General features: G+C 72.0%; 11 protein-coding genes and 1 CRISPR repeat array. Of the genes, 4 read left to right on the top strand and 7 right to left on the bottom strand.

Translation table 11 applies throughout. From position 1 onward, the window contains the following. Positions 1 to 35: 35 nt before the first annotated feature. Positions 36 to 726: direct repeats of the CRISPR family, unit length 37 nt; unit sequence GTGGCGGTCGCCCTCCGGGGCGGCCGAGGATCGCAAC. Positions 727 to 801: 75 nt separating this feature from the next. Beyond that, positions 802 to 951, top strand: a complete 150-nt coding sequence (locus tag ACFVHV_RS28990) for a hypothetical protein (RefSeq protein WP_380354792.1) — start codon at positions 802 to 804, stop codon at positions 949 to 951. Positions 952 to 1083: 132 nt separating this feature from the next. Here the strand turns inward: ACFVHV_RS28990 and xerC are convergent, their stop codons facing one another. The 6 genes from xerC to ACFVHV_RS28960 form a co-directional block, all read right to left on the bottom strand. Beyond that, positions 1084 to 2244 (bottom strand): tyrosine recombinase XerC, encoded by a 1161-nt coding sequence (gene xerC, locus ACFVHV_RS28985; RefSeq protein WP_380354789.1) that lies wholly within the window; start codon positions 2242 to 2244, stop codon positions 1084 to 1086. Positions 2245 to 3438: 1194 nt separating this feature from the next. Further along, a complete protein-coding gene (locus ACFVHV_RS28980) occupies positions 3439 to 5868 on the bottom strand; it encodes an ATP-binding protein (RefSeq protein WP_380354786.1) in 2430 nt (809 codons plus the stop codon). A 78-nt stretch (positions 5869 to 5946) separates the two neighbouring features. Further along, on the bottom strand, positions 5947 to 9111 hold the full coding sequence (locus ACFVHV_RS28975) for a hypothetical protein (protein WP_380354784.1): 3165 nt from the start codon (positions 9109 to 9111) through the stop codon (positions 5947 to 5949). After that, positions 9108 to 12755, bottom strand: coding sequence for an AAA domain-containing protein (locus ACFVHV_RS28970; RefSeq protein WP_380354781.1), 3648 nt, complete (start codon positions 12753 to 12755; stop codon positions 9108 to 9110). Before ACFVHV_RS28970 ends, ACFVHV_RS28975 begins: the two co-directional genes overlap by 4 nt. A gap of 23 nt (positions 12756 to 12778) precedes the next feature. Next, a complete protein-coding gene (locus tag ACFVHV_RS28965; protein ID WP_380354778.1) occupies positions 12779 to 16450 on the bottom strand; it encodes a hypothetical protein in 3672 nt (1223 codons plus the stop codon). 3 nt (positions 16451 to 16453) lie between these two features. Continuing rightward, positions 16454 to 17884: a hypothetical protein gene (locus ACFVHV_RS28960; protein ID WP_380354777.1), complete on the bottom strand. Its 1431-nt coding sequence runs from the start codon at positions 17882 to 17884 to the stop codon at positions 16454 to 16456. A 1335-nt stretch (positions 17885 to 19219) separates the two neighbouring features. Here ACFVHV_RS28960 and ACFVHV_RS28955 point away from each other — a divergent pair. From ACFVHV_RS28955 to ACFVHV_RS28945, 3 genes are read left to right on the top strand one after another with little or no spacing between them, the layout of a single operon-like run. Further along, positions 19220 to 20023, top strand: coding sequence for a methyltransferase domain-containing protein (locus tag ACFVHV_RS28955; RefSeq protein WP_359898524.1), 804 nt, complete (start codon positions 19220 to 19222; stop codon positions 20021 to 20023). Next, the gene (locus ACFVHV_RS28950) at positions 20020 to 20664 is read left to right on the top strand and encodes an AAA family ATPase (RefSeq protein ID WP_359898525.1); all 645 of its coding nucleotides are present in this window, start codon (positions 20020 to 20022) and stop codon (positions 20662 to 20664) included. The genes ACFVHV_RS28955 and ACFVHV_RS28950 overlap by 4 nt, the downstream gene beginning before the upstream one ends. Positions 20665 to 20674: 10 nt before the next feature. Beyond that, the gene (locus ACFVHV_RS28945; protein WP_380354774.1) at positions 20675 to 21544 is read left to right on the top strand and encodes an NAD-dependent protein deacetylase; all 870 of its coding nucleotides are present in this window, start codon (positions 20675 to 20677) and stop codon (positions 21542 to 21544) included. Positions 21545 to 21616: 72 nt separating this feature from the next. Here the strand turns inward: ACFVHV_RS28945 and ACFVHV_RS28940 are convergent, their stop codons facing one another. Next, complete coding sequence (locus ACFVHV_RS28940; RefSeq protein ID WP_380354771.1) at positions 21617 to 22273, bottom strand: hypothetical protein; 657 nt, start codon at positions 22271 to 22273, stop codon at positions 21617 to 21619. Positions 22274 to 22854 lie beyond the last annotated feature (581 nt).

Raw genomic sequence — 22854 nt, 5'->3', positions numbered from 1 at the left:
GGGGAGGCCATGCTTCACGTTCTCCTGGAGCACCAGTGGCGGTCGCCCTCCGGGGCGGCCGAGGATCGCAACCCCGTCGAGAGGAAGGATCGGCACGCCATCTGCTGGTGGCGGTCGCCCTCCGGGGCGGCCGAGGATCGCAACTCAGTTGGGAAGCCAAAGAGCTCTACCGTGCTCTTCGTGGCGGTCGCCCTCCGGGGCGGCCGAGGATCGCAACCTGCTGGACGAGCACCTGATCTACCACCGGCAGGCCGTGGCGGTCGCCCTCCGGGGCGGCCGAGGATCGCAACGATCTCGCCCAGGGCGGGGCGTACCAGGACGGAGGCGTGGCGGTCGCCCTCCGGGGCGGCCGAGGATCGCAACTGACGTCTCGGCCATGCGAGGAGTGCGACGTCTGCGGTGGCGGTCGCCCTCCGGGGCGGCCGAGGATCGCAACCGCATCGCCCGCTCGCCCAGCATCCGGTCGTCGAGTGGCGGTCGCCCTCCGGGGCGGCCGAGGATCGCAACCTCAGCCTGCTGATGAAGGCGAAGGAAGGCCGGCCGTGGCGGTCGCCCTCCGGGGCGGCCGAGGATCGCAACTGCGCGGGCAGGGCCACAGCCCCTACCGGGACCTGCGTGGCGGTCGCCCTCCGGGGCGGCCGAGGATCGCAACGGTGTGGCAGGTCTGGTTGTGCAGAGCGACCGCGCGTGTGGCGGTCGCCCTCCGGGGCGGCCGAGGATCGCAACCGGCGCCCCGTCAGGACCCACGCCCTCCGGGGCGGCCGAGGATCGCAACTCCTCCAGCCATCGGGCGACGTCCTCATGCTCTACAGCTCCCGCTTCGACGGCATTGAGGATCCCGACGGCGACGCCAACCGGCAGCTCGGTGTGGGGGACCTGCGCGCGCAGGCCTGGTTCGAACCGTTCGGGAACGTCGAGGCCCGTGACCGCCACCGCAGCTTCCGCCGCTGAACGGCCGAGCCCGCGCCGGACGGCGGGCGGAGGCACCTTGTGTGCCTCCGCCCGCGGTCCGCGACAACCGGGTAGGAAGGCCGACTGGGCACTTTCGGCCCGGCACGGCAGGTCGGGCGACCGACCGGGCGGCTATGCGGCAAGTGGCAGGTCGTCGTCGCCAGGGGGGACGGCTCGGAGCCGCCCCCCCTGGGCTTGGTCGAGGGCTCGGGCGAGGGCGTTGACGGCTTGGTCGGCGGAGTCCTTGAAGAGGTGGCCGTAGAGGTTGATCGTGGTCGCGAGGGTGGCGTGGCGCAGGGTCTTGGACACGATGGCGATGGGGATGCCTTCGGCGATCATGATGCTGGCCGCGGTGTGCCGCAGGTCGTGCAGCCCGATCTTCGGGAGGTCGAGTTCGGCGGTGCGGTTGCGGAGCTGGTCGAGGACCCACTGGGGCCGCAGGGGCGATCCGTCCGCGTGGGCGAAGACGAGGCCCTCCAGCTGCCCCGTGGGGTGGGCGGACATTTGGAGGGCGGCCTGGCGGTGGAGGGCGGTCATGACTCTGGGGGAGAGGCTGATCCAGGCGCGGCTGGCCTCGGTCTTGGGCTGGTTGAAGTGGAGGTCGCCGTTGTCCACGGCGGACAGGGTCCAGCGGACGAACAGCTTGCGGTCCATGAGGTGGACGTCCGACCAGTGCAGGGCAAGAACCTCACCGCGGCGCATGCCGGTACCGAGCAGGACCTCGAACAGGTCGGCCAGCTGGTCGGCGTACTGCTCGGCGTTGTGCCGCAGGAACGCCGCAGCCTGCGCCGGGGTCCAGCAGGTCCGCTCCTCGGCGCGGGGCTTGGGCGGCACGCAGTGCTCGGCCGGGTTGAACTTCAGCCGCCACGACCGCACCGCGTGGTTCAGCGCGTTGCGCAGCGTCGAGACGACCCGGTACAGCGCGACCCGGCCCCGACCGGCCTTGCGCTGCGCGGCCATCCAGTCCTCGATCTGCTTCGGCCGCAGGTCCAGCAGCCGGCAACGCCCGAACGCAGGGATCAGGTCCCGCTCCACGTACGCCTTGTAGCCGGCGTAGGTGTTGACCGTGAGCTCCTCCTTCCGCGCCGCCAGCCACTCCCGCAGGTACTCCGCCACGGTCGTGCGACGCTCCTCGTACGCCCCGCTCAGCTCACCCTCCAGCACCGCCGCCAACTCCTGCGCCGCCTCGGCCTCGGTCGCGAACCCGCCACGACGCCGGGTACGACGCCGGCCGTCCTCCGGTGCCAGATCGACGCAGTACGTCCACGACCCGTGCGCCGCCTCCTCCAGCAACCGCTCACACCATGCACCCAGCTGCTTCCCGCCCTCGTCCCGGCACCCGCACCGCCGGTACACCCTGCCCCGCTGCGCACGCTGTCCCATGAGCTTCCCCTTCTCCCGGACTGCCTGGTGAATCTGGGGCAAGAGTGGCTGTTGTGTCGGGTGTGGCGGCAGAGCGCGTTGGGCGGTGCGCGAAGCACTCAGAGCCGGAAGGCGAGGACACGCTCAAGACGACACACCGCCCGGAAGATCACGATCCGTAGTTGGTGGGTAAGCGACCGTGATCCGCCCGCAGGAGCCGGCCCCGCGAGCCGGCCAGCGCCGTAGATACAGCGGCTGTTGGGATCGCACGGTGGTGCTTGCTGAAGGGCCGACAGATCTCGGTCACCGGCAGTAGCTGCGGCGGAGCGGCCAGCCTGGGGACCATTTTGGGACCACACCCGATGAGCGCTCATGAACGCTGATGGTCGAAAGCGGACGCTTGTGCGCAAAGTAAACACTGGGCCACCGTCAGCGGCCCGTAGCATCACTTCCGCTAAGAGTCTCCAACTCACGTGCACCTCAGGATAGTTGAGCATCAAAGAAGCCGAGATCTTGAGGTCTCGGCTGTCGACAATAGTTGAACCCCTTGACTGGGGGTCAAGGGGTCGCAGGTTCAAATCCTGTCGTCCCGACTGGGGTTCGCCCCATTGTCGCAGGTCAGAGGCCGTTTTCTCGTTCGCGAGGAAGCGGCCTTCGGCGTGCTTTGGGCCTGCCTCTCACATTCGTCTCACGGTTTTGCGGTTGTGACGCTGTGGCTGGGAGTTGTTTGGTGTGGCGAGCGAGCGGCTGCATGTGGCTGTTCTGCCGGGATGTCCGATCTTTCGGTCACCGTAGGGGATCAGCGGTTGCTTACCGTGATCGCGAATCCTGAACGACGGTTTGGCACTTGACACTATTTGGTGCTCGGTCAAGTGCAGGCCGGGTGCTCCAGCGGCAGCCCGGCCCCAGCGTTCTTCGCGTAGTGAGCTCAGCGGTATGTACTGCTGGCTGTGACGCCAAATAGATCGCTGGCCACGACGGGCGGCAGCCCGCTGACGGCGTCGATCACGGCCGTATCTCGGGCACCGGCGCTTTGCAGGTCGTGCTGAGCTATGAGGATCTGGAGCCTGGGCCTCCTCCGCCGGGCCTGGTGCGGGCCGGGACGCCTTCGGCCGAGCGTCGGTGTCATCGGCCGACCCCGCGCGAGGGTTGGGGAAGGTCGAGGTGTACGTGCGCTCCCCGCAGGGTTGGGTGCGCGTCTCCTGCTGGTCCGACGGTGATTTCGGCGGGGCCCTCGGCTACGTCGGCGAGGATGCTGCGAACCTGGTGCAGCCCGTGTCCCCGGTCGGGTCCCTTCGTCGTCTGTCCCTTCCGGAACACCAGGGTGGGGCGGTCCTGAAACTGTCCTAGGAGTCCCTCCCCGCTGTCGAGGATGTCGATGACGAGGTCGGGTTCGTCGATCTGGACACTGACCTGTACGGTCCCGCCGCCTGCGGCGGACACGGATTCGGCCGCATTCTCCAGGATTTCGTAGAAGACCACTCGTAGAGCGTCCGCCGAGAGGGCGGCACGCGCGTCAACAGGGCAGCGGATGTCGACCTCCACCTGCGCGTGGGCCGCGCTCAGCTCGACCACCAGTTCCCTAAGTACCTGGTCCAGCAGTGAGGTTCCGTCAGGCGCAAGCCGGTCTCCGGCCTCGGTTTGGGCGAGCATCCGGCGGGCAGTGGAGAGCAGTTCGTTTCCGTCCGTGGAGTCCGCGCTGTTCAGGGACTGGTAGGCGGCGAAGGCGGGGGCGAGGCGGTGCCGGTTGAGGTGCCAGTCGGTGAGCCGCGCGAGCAGAAGTGATCGGGTGCCCGGGGGTTCGGCGGCCGCTGCTGCGGGGAGGCGGGCGACGGCATGAGTCAGCCGGTCCTCGGCGTGGTGGGCGAGCATGCCGAGGACCTTCGCGCGGGGCAGCAGCCTGAGGTCGTCCTCGCCGTCCGGGCGCAACAGTCCGTCGGCGGCCAGCGCTGCCGCCCCGGCGGCCACCGCGGCTGCGGTGTCCTTCTCGCTTGTCGCCGCCATGGCGGCCGCTGCTCGAACGTCGTCCATGCCGACACGGCCGTCGGAATCCGCGACGTACAGCGCCGCCCACAGGGTGACCAGGGCGACCTGGTCCGGGCAGCGGCCCGCCAGGTGCTCCTCCATGGCGCGGACCAGGTCGGTGTCGTCCTCCCACGAGGCGAAGCGGCCGCTCGGGAGCAGAGCGGTCCGGGGCTGGCCGGGCGCGGCCCGGTGCAGCATGGTGTGCAGCAGACCGGTGTCGAAGCCGGTCGCCGACTCCATCTCGTCGACGGCGACGGCGTCACCGAGGCCCGCGAGGTCGACGATCCAGCGGAGGCGCTGCCATCGGGTCTCGCCGCTGCCGAGTAGCCGGTCCAGATCCTTGGGGGTCCGGCCGGCGAGGACGGTCAGTGGCCACTGCCTGGCCAGCAGGCGGAGCATGGCGGTGGGCCGGTGCTCGGTGACGGGAAGCAGCCGCAGCAGGTCGCGGGTGGACAGTACGGCGCCGGGCTGTCCGCCGAGGTAGCCCGAGGGTTCGAGGCCGTGTCCGACGGCGACGCACTGGTTCAGCCCGGCGAGGTCGCCCGGCAGGCCCGGGCTGTTGGGCGCCGCGACGAACAGGTCGACCCTGCCGGTTTCGTGGAGGTGGCGCAGCGGGTCCTCGGCGAAGAGCCCGTCGAAGGAGGTCATGAATCCGGTGCCGTCCGGGCGGGCGGTGACCGGTGCGTGCTGGTCGCCTCTTCCGAGGAAGCGGCCCAGCGCGGAGGTGAACGTTCCCACGGCCTGCCGGGTGCAGCCCTCCTCGGACATCAGGTCGTCGTAGGCGTCCAGCAGCGCTCGGGCACTCGCGTCGGCGGGCTCCCACCGCTGGTACTCCGCCACCCGCGGGGCACTCGGGTCCACCAGGACCTGCCGGACCACCTCGGGGTCGAACGAGGTGCGCCAGGGCGGGAGTTGCGGAACCGCCTCCGGCAGTAGCGCACCGGGCGGCTCCCGTTCCAGTACGGCGCGGGCGACCCTCAGCTGGCCGGCGGCGAGGAGGTCGTTCACGAAGGCGGTCTGGGCCGGTTCCCGCTCGTCGGTTCCGGCGCTCTCGCGCAGTGCGCCGACGGCGGTCTCGATGTCCCGGGCCAGGATCTCCTCGTACTGCGCCAGCTGGGCTGCGACCGGGGCGGTGCGCAGGCGTGCGCGTTCCCTGAGCCCGGCGGCGGCCAGTCCGGGGGGCGGCGCGATGTCCGCGTCCTCGGCCCGCCGCAGCAGTTCGCCGACCTTCAGTCGCACCGCTTCGTCAGCCGCAGCCCGTGCGCGGCTGAGCGCCTGCCGGAAGTCGACGGCGCCGTCGCGGAGTTCGGGGCAGTCCGTCAGCATGCCGCCGGCGACCTGGAACTCGCCCGCATCGAGGAGGCGGCGGTACACCTCGGCCGGGGCGGCCGGGCCGTGGTAGGTGGCGAGCAGGGCCGTGGCCAGCTCCTGGGGGTCGGGGTCCGTGCCCGCCGCGAGCGCGGTCAGGACGGCCTGGTGCCGGAACCGGCCGCGCCAGTCAGCGAGCAGGCCGTGCAGCGGGATGATCATGTTGTCTCCTGTGTCGACCTGCTGCCGCCTTGTGCGGCGGGTTCCACCCGATGACTTCACCTGCCCGACTCCGCTCTCTCACTCGGTCTCCTCCACGAGGTTCGGGCGGTGCAGGCGGCGCAGCAGCGCGAGGGCGGGCTGTGCGTACAACGGACCCAGGGCCTCGGCCTCCCGGAACAGCTCGTCCCAGCGCTCGCGGATGAGGAGGGCGACCGCGTGGTGGTGGCCGGTGACGTCCGTGCCGCCGTCCCGGATCGAGGCGAGTTCCTTCATGAGCGCGACGACCTCGCGGGCGCCGTCCACGATCTCGGCGGCCCGGTCCGCGTAACGCATCAGGTTGTAGTTGGTCCACTGGACCGGGGGGTGGTGGCCGTCGGCGACGATCTTGTTGAGGTGCCCGAGGATGTCCGGGCCGGGCGGCAGGACCGACTCGAGTTCCGCGTACGTGCCGGCGGTGTACGGGCGCGGGGCTGCGGCGACTTCCTGGATGCGGGTCATCAGCCCGTTCGCGGCGAACAGCTGGTCGTGCAGGTAGTAGCCGCCGCGGAAGGCGAAGGCCTGTCGGGAGGGGCGGAAGTCCTCGACGCGCTGCGCCAGTGCGCGCTGGGCCCGGGCGGCCTGCTCGGTGAGCCGAGTGCGTTCGGCTTCCGAGGCCAGCTGCCGCAGCGGCAGTGGCCCTCCGGTGGCCGCGTGGTAGGCGACGGCTCTTTCTCCGAGTTCGCGCCAGGCGGCGGGCAGGGGAATCCCGGTGGCCTTCTCCGACAGCTCGGCGTAGACGTCCGCGCCCGCCGGGCCGCCCCACAGCAGGAGTTCGGCGATCGCTCCGACCAGGCAGACGGCCCGCTCCTCGCTCCGAGCGGGCAGATCGAGCGCCGCGTAGAAGAGCGGGTCCCCCGTCGGGCCGTGTTCGATCGGCACGGCGACGGCGCTCAGCTCGGCTGTCACCCGGCCCGGCCCTGCCGTCAACGGCGCGAGCAGGTGGGCTTCCACGAAGGCGTGGCGGTGCCAGGCGTCCTCGACCAGCCAGTTCGCCCAGCGCTGCCACTGCGGTTCCTCCCGGGGGCGGGAGAGGAGCGTCGTGACCGCCTGTTCGCGCAGTTCGACGCGTTCGACACCTGACTCCTGGGCCTGCAGGAGTTCTTCCAGGTCGCTCCAGGCACGATCCTCCGTCACCTCCGTGACCTCCGCCGGTGCGGCCGGGGCCCCCTCGGCCGGTGCGCCGTGCCAGTCGGCGATGCCGAGTCCACGGGTGTGCGCGGCGGCGAAGTCCCCGCTGCGGACGTGGAGTCCGACGTGTCCGCTGAGCACGTCGGGGTCCGACCGGTGGGACCGGCGGGCCAGTGGTGAGCAACTGCCGACGACGACCGTCAGGTCGCACACCACCGACCGGGTCGCCGCCTTGCCGTGGCGCAGTGTCCTCGTGCGGCGGACGGCGGTGGTGAGCTGTTCGAAGGCTTCGGAGGCGGCGGGTCCGGCCGGTACCGGGTGGAAGAGGTGGACGGTCGCGCCGTTGTCGAGCTGTGCCTGCAGGTGGTGTCCGAGGGCGTCGCCGCAGACTTCGTGTTCGGCGTGGTCGTCCGTGACAGCGATGCGGCTGGCCTCGGTGTGGAGCGCCTGGTGGATCAGGGCCTGGTACTCCGCGTCCTGGACCGTCAGGACCACGGGAACTCCGGTGTGGAGCTTCCTGATCGCACCGGTCAGCCGGGTGGCGGTGTCCCGCCAGTCCGCGGCCCAGCGGATCCGGGCGGCCGGGCTGTCCTGAATCGCTTCGTCGGGGAGCTCGGGCAGGACGCGGGCGACCGGCACGGGGGCGGGGGCCGGATCGGCGTCAGGGGTGCGGCCGAGGTCCTCCGGGCGGAACGCGATGCGCCGGCTGGTCTGCCAGTCGGGGAAGAAACTGCGCGCCCAGATGAGCAGGTCCACGACGCACCGTGCGGGTGCGGCTGAACCCTCCGGGCGCTGGACGAGCACACCGGCGCCGGAGTCGACGGTCAGCAGGCTGCGGGAGCCGACGCAGGCTCTTTCGTCGTCCTGGATCATCAGGCTGGCCCGGATCCGGGCACTGCGTTTGGCGAAGATCATCCGATCGCCGTACCGGGTCTTGAGGTCGTGGAGCGCGTTGCCCACCTTGTCCGGGAAGGCGGCGTTCACCGCGGTGCCCCAGAGGAGCACGACGGTGACTCCCCGGCCGAGGGCGTCGTCGAGGTCCGGCAGGATCTCCTTGAGCGGCCCGTACTCGATGGTCGGGGCGGCGATGACGAGCTGGTGGCGGGCCGACTGGATGAGGTCAGACCTGGTCCAGCGGACTCCTTCGCCGGCCGAGACCGGTTCGGCCTCGGCCCGGAAGGCGGTCAGGTAGTCGATCCGTTCGCCGAGCTTGCGGGCGGCGGCCCGGAGTTCCTCGTCGGCCAGCTTCAGCTTGGTGGGCGCCGTGGCCGCTGCGGCGTTCGCAAGCCTCGTGAGCCGGCTGCCGAGGTAGGCGAGGTCGGTGCGGGCGGGGCGGCTCGGCTCGGCCTTGCCCCGGAGCCTGTCGATGAAGGGGAGGGGCGGGTCCTGTTCGGCGAGGAGCGCGATCTCGTCCCGAAACCGGTCTCTGGCCTGCTGGTTCCATTCGTCCTCGGAGATCTCGACGGACAGCCGTCCCGTGTCGAAGTCCTGGTGCACGGTGCCGCGGACGGACAGCCAGCGCATCGCGCCGTCGGTGTTGACCAGCGGGTTGCCGAAGGAGACGTCGAGGATGTTCTGGCGCAGGCCGCGGGTGCGGCGGTCGTAGCGGATCATCGAGCGCACGGCCCGCAGCAGTTCGCCGCGGGGCAGGTCGTCGGTGTCGGTCCCCTGGCGGACCGGGACCTCGATCGCTCCGGCGGGCGGGGAGGACACGGACGAGGAGAAGTTGAACACGCTTCCGGTGATCGGCTCGTAGACGAATTTCCGCTGCTCGTGCTGGGTTCCCGCCTTCGTGAGGGCCGAGCCCTGGGCGATCTCGTCCCTTGCGGTGTCGGTGAGTTCGAGCTGACCTTCGGAGAAGTCCACCGAGACGTAGCCCTTGGTCCACAGGCCGTGCACCACGTCGAGCATCACGCGGTGGGGCAGGGTGAAGAGTTCGGCGAGGTCGCCGACCGTCCGGCGGCCGGCGGCGACGGCCCGGGCGGCCAGTCCCTCCAGGGTGGTCGCACCGTGCTCGGGGCCGAGCACCAGGGTGAGGGTGACGGCACGGGCGGGGACGGCGATGGTGACGTTCATCCGAGCGGCTCCTGGGCGGCGGCGTCCTTGATCTTTCCGATACGGCGGAACACGGTGGTGACGTGCTTCCACGCCTCGCCGCCGTGCTCCTCGAAATGGGGCAGGTCGCCGACCACGACGAGCAGTTTGCGGGCCCGGGACAGCAGCACGTTCACGAGCTCGGCCTGCGCCACGTGCCCGACGTTCTGGCGGACGTCCGGGCCCTGCACGGTGGAGCGGACGAGTGAGACGATCACCAGGTCCGCCTCCTGCCCCTGGAACGAGTGGACCGTGTGCACCCGGCCCCGCAGGTTTCCGAACTGCTTCAGGGCGTTCACCTGCTGGACGTAGGGGGTGAGCACGGCGAAGTCCAGGGAGCCGCTGTCGGCGGTGCCGGCGAGCTGACCCACGAGCTCGGTGACCAGCCGCGCCTCGCCCTCGTTGCGCCAGTACGGCTTGTCGGCGCAGTCGCGGCGGTGCGAGGTGTCGAGCCAGACCAGGGGACTGCCGGCGACGTACGGGGGTGCGGTCAGCCCGTGCCGCTTGGCGTGTCCGGTGGCCGGGGTGGTGAGGAAGGTCTCGGGCAGTCCCGTCGAGTCGTACTTCACCTCGTTGTTCTCGTCGCGCTGCTGGTAGAAGGCCCGCGCCACGGGTTCGGCGATGTCGGGGTGCATGCGGAACTGGTGATCGAGCTTGTCCAGGGGTGAGTTGGGCTGCTGGTGCTGCTGGTTGTTCTCGAAGAGCGTTCCGAACAGTTCGAGGTGGGCGAGGTACTTGTCGGCCATTTCGACGTGGCGGACCAGCTGCGGGTTGCCGCTCTCCCGCAGCGTCTCCAGGAAGTTGCGCACATCGGTGGCCCGGTGCGGGCCGAGCTGGCGGTGGTCGCCGATGAGCGTCCACCGTACGCCGAGCACCAGCGGCATGATGATCTCGGTCGGCCAGGCCTTGGCCGCCTCCTCGATGAGCACCCAGTCGAAGATGTCGGAGGCGTCCCGGATCTCCTCGCTGAGCGTGCCGGCGATCGAGCAGGTCGCGAGGACGATGTTGGCGCCGGCCTTGATCCGGTCGGAGACCTCCAGCAGGTTGTTCTCGACCAGGTCCGACCACTCCTGGGCGAGCCTGAGTTCGGCCCGGTCGAGGCCCTCCCCGTCCGGGCCGGTGAGCGCCATGCGCCGGGTGGCCTCCCGGATGGTGTCCCTGAGGCTCTCGGAGAGTCGCGTCAGCGTGTACGGCTGCAGGGCCGGCGGCAGGCTGCCCGCTCCGCGCGAGTCCGGGATCTCCCGCAGCAGCAGTACGCGGCAGTCGGCGAGTTCGGTCCGCAGCTGTTCGACGAGCCGCAGCCCGAGGTGGTCGAGCGCACCGTTCGACTGTGCGCTCACCAGGATTCGGGCCCCGGGCTCGGCGCGCAGGTAGCGCTGGACGGCATGGGTCGCGACGGTCGTCTTGCCGGTGCCGGGCGGGCCCTGGAGAGCGAAGAAGGGGTGGGTCTCCAGCATCTTGCCGACGATCTTCTCGCCCTTGCCCGTGAGTTGCGGGCCCTCGCCGGAAGCGTCGGGCGACCACTGGCTCCGGTTGAGGGTGATCGACGAGGGCGAATGCAGGGAGCGCATCAGCCCGGACTTCTGCCGCAGCGCCTCCACCCCGCGCGCCATCCGGCTCAACTGGATCGCCGTGCCGCGGTCCTGGGCGGGCCGCAACCAGCCGACGGCCGGGAACTGCCGTACGTCGGGGGCGTGCACCTCCACGGTGTCCGCGTCCTTGCGGGCGACCAGGGTGACGTGCACCCGGTCGCGGCCGAAGTAGGGTGTGCCGTCCCCGGCCACGATGTCCAGCACGACTTCGCCGGCCTTCTCCGCCTGCTCCCCCAGGAGGGAGGCCGCGAAGTCGCCTAGGGGCGCGCGCAGCCGGGGATCGCCCGCGAAGGCGGTCAGCAGGGGGTTACTGTGCCGGTAGTCGAGGTCGCGGTCGCGATCGATCTGCAGGACGTGGGTCCTGCCGCTGCTGCCCTCCGCGACCCTGACGTACGGGTACTGCCGGGCCCGCTGCATGACGCCCTGGTATTCGAGCATGAACTCCATGGACCTCAGCAACTGCTGGTTCCCGGGGTCGTGGGCCGTCCGGCCGGCCTTCACGGCCTCGGTCAGCGGCGTCCAGTCGGGGCGGTCCTTGAAGTGGGAGCTGAGGTCCTGCCGGGCGCGGTACGCGACGAGGTCTATCCTGCCGATCCGGCGCCGCGGCCGGGCGGCGAGGATCTCCTGAGCGAACCGCCGGTCGACCAGGTACTTGATGACCAGCGTGCGGGTGTGCTTGGTCCGGATCCGGCCGGAGAGCGTTTCGTCGTAGAGGAACGCGCAGAACCAGACGGCCTGTTCGCCGATCAGGGCCCACTCGGCCTGTTGCAGACGCTCCTCGGGCCCGGCGACGAAGCCCTTCGCGCCGCCCGGGGACCACACCAGTTCGGCCTGTCGCAACTCCCACGCGAGGAAGTCCCGCAGCTCGTCGCGGCCGGTGGCCTCCTCCGGGCTGTGGGCGATCCACTGGCGCTGCCGGTACACGGTGTCCACCGACTCGGCCGGCATGAACGCGACCAGGTACGGCTGTCGTTCGGGGTCGATGCTCTCCCACAGGTCGCAGATCGACCCCCAGTGTTCCTCCAGCGAGCGGGCCGCCTCGAACGACGAGTGCCGCGCGCCGGGCTCCGGGTCGAGCATCCCGAGCAGGACCCGGGCCAGCTCCCGGGGGACGGCCCGGCCGGACTGGATCTGCAGATGCCGGCGCATCGTCGTGTGCAGTGCCCCCAGGGCGCCGAGCAGCTCGCCCGGACCGGCGGCGGACACCGCGGTGTACGCCTCCGGCAGCGTCTCGGCGAGGGGCCCGCAGAACAGTTCCCAGCCGAAGACGCCGAGGCCGAAGACATCGGTGCTGGTCCAGTCCCGCCGGGGCTCGGGGACCTCGTCGAAGATCGACGGCCAGGTCTCGGGCGCGAGGTAGGCGAGGTGATGGGCGCGTTCGATGCCGGCCGGCGGTTCCAGGTAGAGCGCCTTCATCAGGGTGCGGTACTCCTCGTTCCTGGACGGCGCGTACAGGGTCCTGACCAGGTTGCCGAGCAGTGCGCTCATCTCGAACCGCCCGAGCGCGAAGGCGTACCGGTTCTCGCCGGTCTGACGGATGGTGATCGCGCCGGGGGTGAGGTTCCGGTGCAGGATCCGGGCTCCGTGCAACTGGCTGAGCGCGTCGACGAGGAGGCTGTACTGCTCGAAGGCGAGGCCGCGGTTGTCCCTGACCCATTGGGGGAAGTCGTCCCGGGTCCAGACCTCGCTCAGCCGGGTTCCGGTCTGGCGCGTCATGGTGAAGGCGACACCGAGTCCGGCGTCGAGTCCCCCGTCGACGATCTCCGGCAGCGCGGGGTGCCCGATCGCCTGGAGGCGCAGGAGGTTGCGGACCTCGTGCTCCCAGAGCTCGCCCGCCACGCCGAAGATGTTGCCGAACAGGAGGACGTCGAAGAGGTCGGACTCGTCCCCGGGGCGCTGGAGCGTGGCCCAGAGCATGCGGTCGCCGATCGGTTCGGGCGTCTTGACGCACGTGTACGGGCCGTAGGGCGCGTCCTTCCCCACGAACAGCTTGTCAATGACTTCCTGAGGGCTCGCGCCGTCGAATGCCACCATCCGGAAACCTGTTCCCCTCGTGTCTACCGCTCGGTCGGCGCCGTCTCCAGCACCACCACTCCGTCCTCGACCAGTACGGCGGTCCGCCCGCGGTCGAGTGCCGCTCGGCCTCGTACGGGCGCCCCCAGGTCGTCCGGTATGCCTCCGTCGCACGGTGCCAGCGGTGCAGGCCTGGCGCCGTCGGCCTGACGCCCGGTCCCGTCGGAGGCGGCGAAGGTCCGTGCCGTGCCGTCGTCCCAGTGGACCGTGATCAGTTCTTCGCCGTCGGCGGCGAGCATGCGGGTGACGCGCTGCCCGCGCGCGGTCACGACGGGAAGGCCGGCCGCCTGCGGGGGCGTCGGGTCCCACACCCGGATCCGGGTGTCCAGCGAGCTCGCCGTGACCGGGAGGACGGTGGCCTCCGCGTATCCGGGGGGACCGGCGACGGTGGCGATCCGGGCCCCGCCGACAGGTCCGTCGGCACGGATCTCGGTGATGCTGCTGCGGGTGGTGAGGTCCCACAGCCGCACGCCGTCCCTGGTCCCGGTCAGCAGCCCAGGGGTTCCGCCGGGGCGGGCGATCCCGGCGAGGGCGACCAGTCCGGCCGGTCCGGTGGCCATGGGAGCGCCGTCGGGTGCGAGGCGGTCGTTCCCGTCGACCGTCCAGAAGGTCACTCGGCGCCCGCCGTTCTCGGTGTCGGCGCCGACCAGACGCGTCGGCCGCCCGGCACCGGGCAGCAGGGTGAGCGAAGCCTGTGGCTCGTCCGCGGGTGCCTTCGCCACGCGTTTGGGCGCCTCCCCGGCGACGTCCCAGAGGACCAGGTGGGTGTCGGTGCCGGTGACCACCCGCCGCGCGTCGAGGGCGACGACGGCGTGCGCTTTGCCGTAGGGCGGGCCGGTGCGCGGGCGCGGCACCTGGTCGTCGAGGTCGACCACGGCGATGTAGCGCGGCCCGACCAGGGTCAACCGCCCGCTGCATCCCGGCGCGACGGCCATGTCCACCACGAAGTCGAGCGTGTCGAACTCCGCGACCTTCCGCGGTCCGGCGGAGACGTCCCACACCCGAACGGTCTTGTCGCCGTGAGCGACGGCCACCATCGGCCCGCGGCCGCCGGCCGGAGCGAGGGCCGCCAGCGCCGTGAGCCCCACGCGGGGCGGACCCGGCACGACCGCGACCGGGGCGTGGCTGAACCACGGATCCCAGACCATGACCGAGCCGTCCTCCGCCCCGCTGACGAACCTCGGGCTGCTCTCGTTCCAGGAGGCCAGGGCACGGACCGGCCGGGTGTGCCCGCCGAGGGTCAGGTGCGGGGCCCGGCGGTGCAGCAGCCCCCAGCTCACCCGCCACGACGCCCCCGGGCCCGCCTGGGGCAGCCGGCCGGTGGTGCGCAACGCACCCAGCTGGCGCAGTCCCGGTCGGTCGGCGGGCCGGGCGGCACGGATCAGCGGGGCCGCGGTCAGGCTGCCGAGCACTTCCGGGGGGAGGTGCTCGGCGGGGCCTCCCCGGGGAAGCGTCAGGCGGGCCGCGAGGACGTCCCGGCCGAGATCGGGCAGCGCGGTCTCGTCCAGAGCACGCGGGGACGCCGCCAGTTCACGCCAGCCCGCCGGTCCTGCGGCGGCGGCGTGGCCGGAGAGGTGGCGTGCGAGGTAGCCGTTGGCCGGGCTCTCGGACAACTCGGTGCCGCGTTCCACGAGTTCGGTCAGGGCGCGGACGACGGCGACCTGGCGGCCGGTCCCGGACCGTGCCCTGAGCGCGTCGGCGAACGTACGGTGGGCGAGCCGGTGCACGGTCTGCCGTTCGTCTCCGTCGATCAGGACGTAGGCGGCGGCGCGGCCGAGCAGGCGGGTGATGTCGGTGTCGGCAGGGGCGGCGCCGTCCGGGGCGAACGCCCCGGCGACGGTGGCCCACACCTGGTCCGCGCGTGGCAGGCCGCGGCCCCGGGTGTGGGCGAGGGCCGCGAGCAGGTGCTCCGCGGCGGGGAACCCGTCGGTGATGCGTGCGAGCGCACCGTCCAGGAGCCCGCCCCCGTCCTGGGCCAGCAGCCGATCGAGGTCAGGGCGAAGGCCGGAGGTGAGCAACTCCGGTCGGTGCTCGATCTCCTGGACGACGAGCGCCGTCTGGAGGAACTGCCACGATCCGTCCGCGACGCGTTCCGCCGCGGCCTGTGCGACGAACGCGACGGCCTCCGGGTTCCCGAGTGCCCGCAGGCTCGCCGCGACGTAGCTGCGGACCGCTGCCGGATCCCCGGCCAGCCGGAGCACCCGCGCCTGCCCGGTTCCCTCGCCGAGCGCGTCGAGCAGCGTCCGCGCCGGAACTGCTCCCGGTTCTCCCGGCGTCGCGTCGGGGCGAGTGCCCACGATCAGCCGGACGCCGGGCAACTGGGCCAGCGCCCGCAGGAGGTCGGCGACGAGCAGCGGCTCGTCAGCCTCGTCGAGGGCGTCGGCGAGGACGTTCAGCCGGCCGCGTTCGCAGAGGGCGGCTTCGAGGGCGACGAGGCGGCTCTCGGCCGAGTGCTCGGGCACCGGAGCGCCCGGGACGCCGAACGCGGCGGCGAGTTGCTCGATCACCTCGCGGGGGTCGGCCCCGGCGAGGTGCAGGACGGCGTCGAACGGCGGCAGGTCGAGTCCCGGCTGGAGCTGTTCGCCGAAACCGGCTGCCTCCAGCTCGGCGCCGATCCCCGGGTGCGCGTGCATCAGCAGGTTGCCGAGGAACGCGGACTTGCCGACACCGGGGTCTCCGGTGACGGCGAGGATGTCCGGTGCCGAGGTGTCGGCGAGCCACTCGACGACGGCCTCCCGGTCGCCGGTGCGGCCGGTGAATCCCCAGGACAGCTCCGCGGGCCCGCTGGAAACCCCCTTGCGCAGGAAGTGGGCGAGCGCGCTGTCGCCCGGTGCGTCGAGCAGGCGGTGAAGGCGCCGGTAGTCCTCGACCGTGGCCGTCACCGGCAGCGGCCGCACGGGGCGTCGGCGCAGCGGCAAGGAGCGGCCGATGCCGATCTGCTTGACGACCAGCCCGTGGCCGCCGTCGAGCCGGGAGGCGAGGTCCGCCGGGCGTATGTCGGCGTCGTGATCGGTGTAGCCGGCCAGGACCCGGGCGAGTTCGGTGTACAGGGTTCCGAGGTGCCCCGGAGCGTGGTTCTCCCCGGATCCGATCAGCAGAGCACCGAAGTCCCCGCCCGCGGTCCGTTGCAGCCAGCGGAGCTCGCCTTCCACCTGGTCCATGAAGCCGGCGGCACCGCAGGCCTCCACCATGACCAGGGCCCAGTGCCGTTCTTCCCGGGACAGGTACTCGTCGTCGAGGTGGCGGGCCAGGCTCTGCGGAACGAATCCGGCGTCCCGCTCGCTGTCCGCCCTTGCAGGGACGAGCAGTTCGGCCCGGGCTCCGAGCGTTCTGCCGTGGCCGATCCAGAGCAACGCAGAGGTCCTGGCACCGCCCCCTGCGGCCCAGGCGGCCAGCCGGTCGTCGATGGCGGTCAGGTCGGTCGGCACTGTCCGTTCCCACGGGCGGGCGACCGCGCCGAGCTGGCCCAGCAGTTCTGTGATGCGGGCGGCCTCCGCGGTGGCAGCGACGTCCTTTTTGCCGTTGAAGGTGTCGACGGGGATGGCGAAGACCGGCATTTCCGCCACGTGGTCCTCGCCGTACCCGCTGCCGGGCATCGTGTCGGCTGCGCCGGTGCACGCCTCGCCGTCGTCGGTGCCGGGTTGTGTGCAGCGCATCGATCAGGCGTTCGCCGCTGCAGTCATGATGAAGTGCGAGATGGGTTCGGTGCCTCCGGAGACCTCAATGCGGTAGAGGCCGGGTTGGGTCAGGGTGCAAGCAGCGGAGAGGGTGTCCGTGTTCTCGCGGTCGCGGCGCAGCACGGTGCGGACGCTGGCGCGGGATCCCGTCACCTCCTCCACCGTGCAGTTCGCGGCGGCGGGGTTCGAGGTGCCTGCCAGCCGGATGGTGAACTCCTCTCCGAGCCTGACAGCCTCGGGCGCGTCGAGGGTGAACTCGCCGTCGCCGAGAACGTCGCCGAGTTCCTCCAGTCCGCGGACGCGGCTGAGCAGGGACACTGCCATGTTGCGCACCAGGTTGCCTGACATCAGCGTTCCGTGCTTGCGTGCAACGGGGATCTCTACGGCCGCACCATGCTGCGCCGCGGCGGTGCAGACGGTGCCGTCGCCGCCCAGGACCTGGCGCATCGGGCTGCCGTCCGGATGCCGTAGCAGAACTCCGTCCTTCCGCCTCGGCAGTTCCCCGGAAGCCACGACTTCTCCGGAATCGATGTGCAGGCTGGCAGACGTGGACTGCCGGACGCCGACCACCAAGCGGTGGTCACGGAGCCGGACGCTTGCCAGTTGCTGCTGCCAGGAGAGCGTGTCGGCCGCCAAGTCTGCGTCGCCGCCGATCGCCACGATGTCCTCGGCCGACAGATGCTTGGTTGCTTCACCGTCCCACAGGCACCGGTAGTTGGGCAGGAGGTCGTACAACCCAGGCATGGTCCGTCCGACCTCGCGCAGCTCCTCGCGAGGAAGCCACGGGGCACCGTTCCTGCCGGTGCTGAGGACGACCGCTGCCTTCACGGAACCGGCGAAGGGGGTGCCTGCTGTGAGCACGCCGGCTACTTCGTCCGCCGCCCCCGGCGTCGCGAACACCTCACGGACCAGTAGCCCGCCCATCGAGTGCGCGACGAAGAGGAGTTGCCCGGGCCGGTCCTCTCCCGTGCTCACCATGTGCCTGCCGTGTTCGGGGTGGGAACGCCACGTCGCCAGGTGCTGGTTCGCGAACTCGGCGAGCCTGGCTCCGTTGTGACGGACGGACAGTCGCCAGTCGTAGGCGAAGGTCGCCACCGCATGGGGGTGGACAGCATTGGCCCGGAGATCCCCGACGAGCTTGCTGTACGGCTCTATCCCACCAAGGTTGGGGAACCACTCGTGGACGGATAGCAGTCCCCTCGGCGTAATCCGCCCAGTGCTCCCGGCGCGTTCGTCGTCGGTCAGGGCCAACGACTTGAACCGGTCGAGTTGCATCCGGGCTGAGTACCGAAAGAGGTGCGGCGCACCCCAGAGCACCTTGCCGGCATCCGTGTCGATCAGCTCACTGCCCATGATCCCAGGGACGACGACCACCGCGTCGTGCAACAGCCGTTTCTGTCCCGCCACTGCCACTGCACGTCTCCCGGCGCTCGGTTGTCGGTCTGCTCATTATCCTGACGATGCATCAGAACAGGCATAAGATTCGGCCAAAAATCCCAATGTTGGCTTCGCGTCCTGGACGCACTCCTTGCCGCGTTCTCGGAGGTGCCGCTTCCAAGCGCGGGTGCGAGAGTTCGTCCGGCCAAGCCGGATGCACCCCGCTGCAGCCCGATCTCCGCGCAGGGCTACAGAGCGACGCATCGACGGCGCGGTCTTCAGCACGCCGCCTCAGGCACCTCCAGTCGCTGATCGCCAGCAGGTGCCGGGCGGGCTCGATGACAGGCCGGTTCATTCGCAAAATCGACGAGTGGCCATCGTAGTGTTGCTCGAGGGGTATGGATAGTCGCGTTGCGCCAGGATGGCCCTCGCCAGGCAACCGCAGTTCGAGATGGTCTTCCACATCGAGCGCGGCGAGGCACTTCGCGCCGCCGACGCGTGGATCCCCCGGCCGCGTCCAGAGGAGAGCGCGGACCGGTTCTGCGGCCTTGACGCGTATCGTGCGTTGGCCTTCCAACTGGTCGAGCAGTTGCAGGAGATGGGTCTGGCCGTTCTCCACGACGAGCCGGGCTCCTGGGCCGTCCCCAGGTTCTCCCTCGGCTTCACCTGCTCCGTCGGCCACGTGGTGACGCTCGACACTGGCGGTGAGTCTCCTGCTTCTGGCTGCACCCACGTGCCAGTGCGGTCCTGGCGCGGTCGGATCGAATGGCAAGTCGAGCGTGAGGCAAGTCACTCTCGAACTCTCGCTCGCGCGCCGCCTCTCACGCGCCTCTCACGGACTGGGTGTCATGAGTCGGCATCAAGCGTCATGCGGGGTGGACGAGATAGGCCCTGACCTGCGAAATCTGGACTGGCGAGCATCAGTCAGACGCCAGTTCGACCGCTGGGGGTCAAGGGGGTCAGTTCCGCCGCGTCGGCGGCCGGGGCGCCTCTGCTTCACATTGCTGCTGGGGACGCTGTGAGGCGCAGGTTGTCGGGCGCAGTGGAGCTGCAGAGGGTCGCGACTACAATGACACCCTGTTCGACGGGCCGAAGCGCATGGGAAAACCTCTTCCTCGGTGAGGGGCGAGAAGACGTCCTCTCGCGGCTCCCGAGCGGTGGGGACCGGGGAGCGCGCGGCGTTTCCGGTTTCCCTACGGTCCAGCCGTGACCGTGCGCCGTCAAGGCGATGGGACGAACTTGCTGACTTTTCGTCAATAAACCCCAACTCGCCGTCTCCGGAGGCGGCTTGAACGCCGGCTCACCGACCCGGCCCCGCGGCCCCGAGGGGCCGGAGCACCCGGCGACCCCGCCGCCTGCGAGAATTCCGGCATGGCTGAGCACGACAGCGACCACGGCTACCTCCTGGACAACCGCCAGTCGGAGGCGGGCATCCGCTTCCGCGCCCTCGCCGAGCTGTTCGACCCGGTGACCTTCCGGCACGTCGACGCCCTCGGGATCGGCCCCGGCATGCGCTGCTGGGAGGTCGGCGCGGGCGGCCCCTCGGTGCCGCTCGGGCTCGCCGAACGCGTAGGCCCGACCGGCACGGTGGTCGCCACCGACATCGACGTCTCCTGGACCGCCCCCGCCGCCGGCGGCGTGATCGAGGTGCTGCGCCACGACGTGGCCGCCGACCCGCCGCCGCCCGGCGGCTTCGACCTGGTGCACGCCCGGCTGGTCCTGGTGCACGTCGCCGACCGCGCCGAGGCCCTGCGCCGGATGGTCCAGGCGCTGCGCCCCGGCGGCCGGCTGCTCCTGGAGGACGCCGACCCGGCCCTCCAGCCGCTGCTCTGCCCGGACGAGTCCGGGCCCGACGAGCGCCTCGCCAACCGGCTGCGGTCGGGCTTCCGCACCCTGATGGCCGGGCGCGGCGCCGACCTCGCGTACGGGCGGACGCTGCCCCGGGCGCTGCGCGAGGCCGGCCTCGTCGACGTCCGGGCCGACGCCTACTTCCCGATCACCTCGCCGGCCTGCGCGGTCCTGGAGGACGCGACGGTCCGGCAGATCCGCGGGCTGCTGGTGCGGGAAGGGCTCGCTACGGACGAGGAGATCGACCGCCACCTGGCCAACGTCGCCGGCGGCCGGCTCGACCTGGCCACCGCCCCGATGATCTCCGCCTGGGCGCGCCGGCCGTGAACCGCCGCCCGGCCGCGGACCGGACTCCGGCCGCGGACCGCCGCCCGGCCGCGGACCGCCGCCCGCGCCTGCTCGTCGTGAGCGGCCCGCCCGGGGCGGGCAAGACGACGCTGGCGCACGCCCTCGCCGACGCGCTCGGCCGGCCGGCGGTCTGCCGGGACGAGATCAAGGAGCGGATGGCCGCCGCCGGGGAGGCGCCGGCCGAGGACCTGGACCGGCGGACGCTGCACGAGTTCTTCCGCACCGCCGAGCGGCACCTGCGCGCGGGAACGGACCTGGTGGCCGAGGCGGCCTACCAGGACCGGCTGTGGCGGCCCGGGCTGACGCCGCTCGCCGACCTCGCCGAACTGCGCATCGTGCGGTGCACCGTGGACCCGGAGGCCGCCCGCGAGCGGATCGCCCGCCGGGCCGCCGGGACGCCCGGCCGTGCCGTCCACGCGGACGGCGAACTGCTGCGCCGCATCGCGCGCGGCGAGCGGCCGATCGAGTCCTGGACACCGATCGAGCTGGACGCCCCCTGCCTGGCCGTGGACACCACCCGGGGCTGGAACCCGCCCCTGGAGCGGATCGCGGCCTTCGCCACCGGCGCCGCCGAGGATCCCTCCGGCCGGGAGGGGAACCGGGGGCCGTCGTCGGTCTAACCTCGACGGTATGGACGCGTTCGAACACCCGGGCGGACGGGCCGCCGTGCCACCGGGGGAGCGGCTGGAAGCCCTGGTAGGGCTGCTGGAGCGGCGTGGCACGGTGGTGCTCAGCGGGGCGGGCCTGTCCACCGAGTCCGGGATCCCCGACTACCGCGGCGCCACCGGCCGCCGCCGCAGCGGCACCCCGATGACGTACCAGGAATTCACCGGCAGCGCCGACGCCCGGCGCCGCTACTGGGCCCGCAGCCACAGCGGCTGGCCCGCGATCGCCGGAGCCCGGCCCAACGCCGGACACCACGCGGTGGAACGGCTGCGCCGGGCCGGGCACGTCGCGGCGGTCATCACCCAGAACGTGGACGGTCTCCACCACGCGGCCGGCACCCGGGAGGCCGTCGAGCTGCACGGCGGACTCCGCCGGGTGGTCTGTCTCGACTGTCGCCGCTCCAGCGCCCGGGCCGAGCTGGACCGGCGGCTGGAGGAGCTCAACCACGGCTTCCGGCCGACCGGGGCGGAGCTGCGGCCCGACGGCGACGCGCGGCTGCCGCAGCCCGTGGTGGACGGCTTCCGGGTCGCCGCCTGCACGGACTGCGGCGGAGTGCTCAAGCCCGACGTGGTCTTCTTCGGCGAGAACGTCCCGCCGCCCCGGGTCGAGCACTGCTTCGAACTGGTCGACGCGGCCAGTTCGCTGGTGGTCCTCGGCTCCTCGCTGGCGGTGCTGTCCGGGCTGCGCTTCGTGCGCCGCGCCGCCCGGTCGCGGCTGCCGGTCGCGATCGTCAACCAGGGGCCGACGCGCGGCGACGAACTCGCCGCGCTCCGGCTCGACCTGCCGCTGGGGCCGGCCATGACGGAGGTCGCCCGGCTGCTCGACGCGGCCTGACGGGCCTGTTCGCGGCCCTGGTGGGCCCGGCGCGGCTCGGCGGCCGGGCCGGGCCCACCAGGGCGGGCGCGCTCAGCCGGCCGGCAGAGCGGGCCGGCCCGGCACCCACAGCGGCACCCGGCCGTCGCGCGGCATGGAACGCGCCGCGTCCTGTTCCAGCCACCCGCCGACCCGTTCCGGATCGCCCTCGCACAGCTCCACCAGCGCGGCCGCGGCGATCCGGGTGCAGCACAGCACCAGCGCCAGGGTGTCCTGGCGGCGGTGCCGCTCCCGTACGTACGCCTCGCCGCGCTCCTCGATCCGGCGGGCGTGGCACGGCCCGTCCTCGGCGGTCAGCGCCTGGACGCCGTGCCACACCAGGGTCAGCGCACAGGGCTCGGCCGGGTGCGAGGCGCCCTCGCGCTGCGCCTGGTCACGAGCCTCCGCCGAGCGCTGCCCCAGCCATTCCAGCGCCGCCGGCCCGTCCTCCCGGCAGGAGCGCAGCACCAGCTCCGCGGCCCGGGCCACCAGGGCCCGCAGGAGCGCCGGCGCGGGCACCCGCAGTCCGGACGCGGGTCCGTCGCCGAACGCCAGCCAGGCATCGGCGAACGAGGCCGCCCGCAGTCCGCCCATCCAGGCCGGTTCCCCGGCCTCCGTACTCAGCCAGTCCTGTGCCCCCAGCCGCACCAGCCCCACGGCCGTCAGGCGCGCCGCGTCCCCGTCCAGCTCCCGCAGCCATCCACTCCGCACCAGTACACACCCCCGTCAGCGGTTCATCCCCGTGAGGCCTCATCCCACCACACCAGGACGGGAACGAACTAGACAGGGGCACGTCACAATCTGGAAGCGAGTCCTCCGGGTAGTCCTCCGGCGGAGTCGGCCGGGAGCCGGCCGGGGCGGGGCCGGGGCGACCGGCCGGGGCGCCGTGGTGCGGCCGTGGCGCGTTTGGCCCCCCGGGGTGTGGGCGTCGGCTGAGTTGGGCAGGGGCACGTCAGGACCCGGGCGGCTGTGCGGACGCCCGGTGCGTCGGGGCGGGCCGGTTGCGGCCTGCCATCACTGTGGTGCGAGCCCGTCGATCGGGGCGAGGGCGTCCTCGACCGATCCCGCCGGCTCGATCACCGGACAGAGGACCCCGCGGACAGTGCGGGTGGCGTCCAGTACGAGGGTGAGCCGCCTTGAGCCGGTCGACGCCCGCCGCCCGGAAGGTGGGCAGGCGCGGCGCGGCGGTCACCGTCCAGGTGGCGCCGGGTGCCACGGGGTCGGTCGACTCGCCTGTGGCGGCGGGGAGTTCCGGCTCGGGCAGCCGGTGGTCGGTCCGGCCGTGCACGCGG

Origin of the sequence: Kitasatospora sp. NPDC127116 (assembly GCF_042677365.1) — a bacterium.
Taxonomy (GTDB): domain Bacteria; phylum Actinomycetota; class Actinomycetes; order Streptomycetales; family Streptomycetaceae; genus Kitasatospora; species Kitasatospora lactacystinica.
Note: the sequence above shows the minus strand (reverse complement) of the source record. Positions and strands in the feature narration are given on the sequence as shown.

Excerpts from the sequence above, each read along its gene's own strand:
- ACFVHV_RS28945 (WP_380354774.1), top strand. The coding sequence starts at position 20,675 with ATGGACGCGTTCGAACACCCGGGCGGACGGGCCGCCGTGCCACCGGGG.
- ACFVHV_RS28970 (WP_380354781.1), bottom strand. The coding sequence starts at position 12,755 with ATGGTGGCATTCGACGGCGCGAGCCCTCAGGAAGTCATTGACAAGCTG.
- ACFVHV_RS28980 (WP_380354786.1), bottom strand. The coding sequence starts at position 5,868 with ATGATCATCCCGCTGCACGGCCTGCTCGCTGACTGGCGCGGCCGGTTC.
- ACFVHV_RS28975 (WP_380354784.1), bottom strand. The coding sequence starts at position 9,111 with ATGAACGTCACCATCGCCGTCCCCGCCCGTGCCGTCACCCTCACCCTG.
- ACFVHV_RS28990 (WP_380354792.1), top strand. The coding sequence starts at position 802 with ATGCTCTACAGCTCCCGCTTCGACGGCATTGAGGATCCCGACGGCGAC.
- ACFVHV_RS28955 (WP_359898524.1), top strand. The coding sequence starts at position 19,220 with ATGGCTGAGCACGACAGCGACCACGGCTACCTCCTGGACAACCGCCAG.
- ACFVHV_RS28965 (WP_380354778.1), bottom strand. The coding sequence starts at position 16,450 with ATGCGCTGCACACAACCCGGCACCGACGACGGCGAGGCGTGCACCGGC.